This window comes from Luteimonas panaciterrae, from assembly GCF_020511115.1.
GTDB classification, from domain to species: Bacteria; Pseudomonadota; Gammaproteobacteria; order Xanthomonadales; family Xanthomonadaceae; genus Luteimonas; species Luteimonas panaciterrae.
Genome location: NZ_JAJAVH010000046.1, coordinates 1 through 1641, shown reverse-complemented (window position 1 = coordinate 1641; position 1641 = coordinate 1). Strand labels below are relative to the sequence as shown.

Genomic DNA, 1641 nt, shown 5'->3' with positions numbered 1-1641 from the left:
TTTTCGAGATGACTATCGATGGAACTGACGTTCGGTGACGGGGAGGGTCTGGGGCAGCGCAAGCGCACGCGGCGCGAACTGTTCCTGGAGGAGATGGAACAGGCGTCGAATACGAAAATTGTGGGAAACCGTGCTCGGGGGGATGCGCGAAAAAGCCCTATTCAGGGAAGGACCCGCGGCCAATATAGATATTGGCCATAGGCCAAACGCCACGCGCTACACGCCATGCGCAGCACCGATACATGTAGGGGTAGCGCATCACGCGCACATGCGCTCAGTGAATTTTGTAGTGCGTCATAGCGCCATGCGTAGGCAACAAAAACCCCTTGAAAGCAAGGGTTTTTGTTTAATTGCCATTTAGAAAATTCCCATCAAATATACGTCGCGAGCGCAGCGCGCAACGTCAATTGCGCAAGCGTTAGCTAGGGGGAGCAGCGAGGGCGTGGGCGGATTCCATGTGCTCGATCGCATCACCGAGAGACCGCCATGCGGATTCCAGGTGTGCAAGCGACGCCTTGAGCTTGGCGACATGCAGGTTAGGCCCGTAGGCAGGCAATGCCGCTATTGCTTTTTCTGCGCCAGTCTGCAGCGTGCTTACGTCGCGCCGCACCACGTGCAGCGCACTATGGCGCTGATGTACCGCTCACCATCTCCCCATTCCATAGTCGCTCCCCAGCATCGTGGAGAACGGAGTCTAGCCAAAAGAAAAAATAAGTGAATGTCCGGTCGGTCTCGATTTTCGGTCTTGACAACTGGTGGGGGAGTGCGGTGGATGCACACTTAAAGCGTGCAGAGCGTGCTCTAGACCGATGGCACGACACGCGTCAATGCCGACTCTGTCGATACGATGGCTTCATCGATCGACTTCCACGCGTCGCCCAATTCCACGACCGCATAGCGCAAGCCCTGCACGAGTGGATCGTGGGCGGGTAACGCGTCCGCCGCTTTCTGCGCGCTGTCCTGTAGCCGGCGATTTCCCGCCTGACGCCGTGCAATGTATCGATGGCGTCGACGTAGCGCATGCGTTCGGTGCGTTCGATACCCAACCCCCGCGACATGGTGACCGGGGCAGATTCTAACCAAAGAAAAAGCTGGGCGTGGTCCGATCTGCCGCTATGTGTTGGCGACAGATTGCGATACGACCGGCGAGAGCGCGGCTTCTGTATAGATGATGGCGTCATCGATCGATCGCCACGCGCTTTCCAGATTGATGATTCTGGACCGTAGGAACGGCATCCGGCCTTCGGGATCATGCGCCGGTACGGTGGCAAGGAACGCTTCTGTCTCGGATTGAAGTTTACTGATGTCACGCCGGACCGCGTGCAGCGTGTCAATAGCGTTAATGTACCGAGTACGGTTTGTGCGTCCCATGTCGGCCTCCCCGCACTGGTGACTCGTGGAGTCTACGCCCAAAAGAAAAGGCCGGGCATTGCCCGGCCTGTCGTCGTCTCCGTTGATGTAAGCGTCTAGCGCCGTGGTCGATCAGGCAGCAATACCAACCCTAACCCCGCCACCAGGATCGCCAGCACAACCGCATGCAGGACGCTACGGGCGCCGGCCACGGCTGGAAGCCAGACCGCGCCGCAGATCGCCAGCCAAGCCGTGCGCAGGACTGTCTTTGGTCTTGATCTCCGCGGGCAT

The 1641-nt window shown here is 58.6% G+C and carries 1 protein-coding gene; it reads right to left on the bottom strand.

Going from position 1 to position 1641, the window contains the following annotated elements:
• Nucleotides 1–1113: 1113 nt before the first annotated feature.
• The gene (locus LG367_RS18155) at nt 1114–1371 is read right to left on the bottom strand and encodes a hypothetical protein (RefSeq protein ID WP_226470673.1); all 258 of its coding nucleotides are present in this window, start codon (nt 1369–1371) and stop codon (nt 1114–1116) included.
• Between the last annotated feature and the right edge of the window lie 270 nt (nt 1372–1641).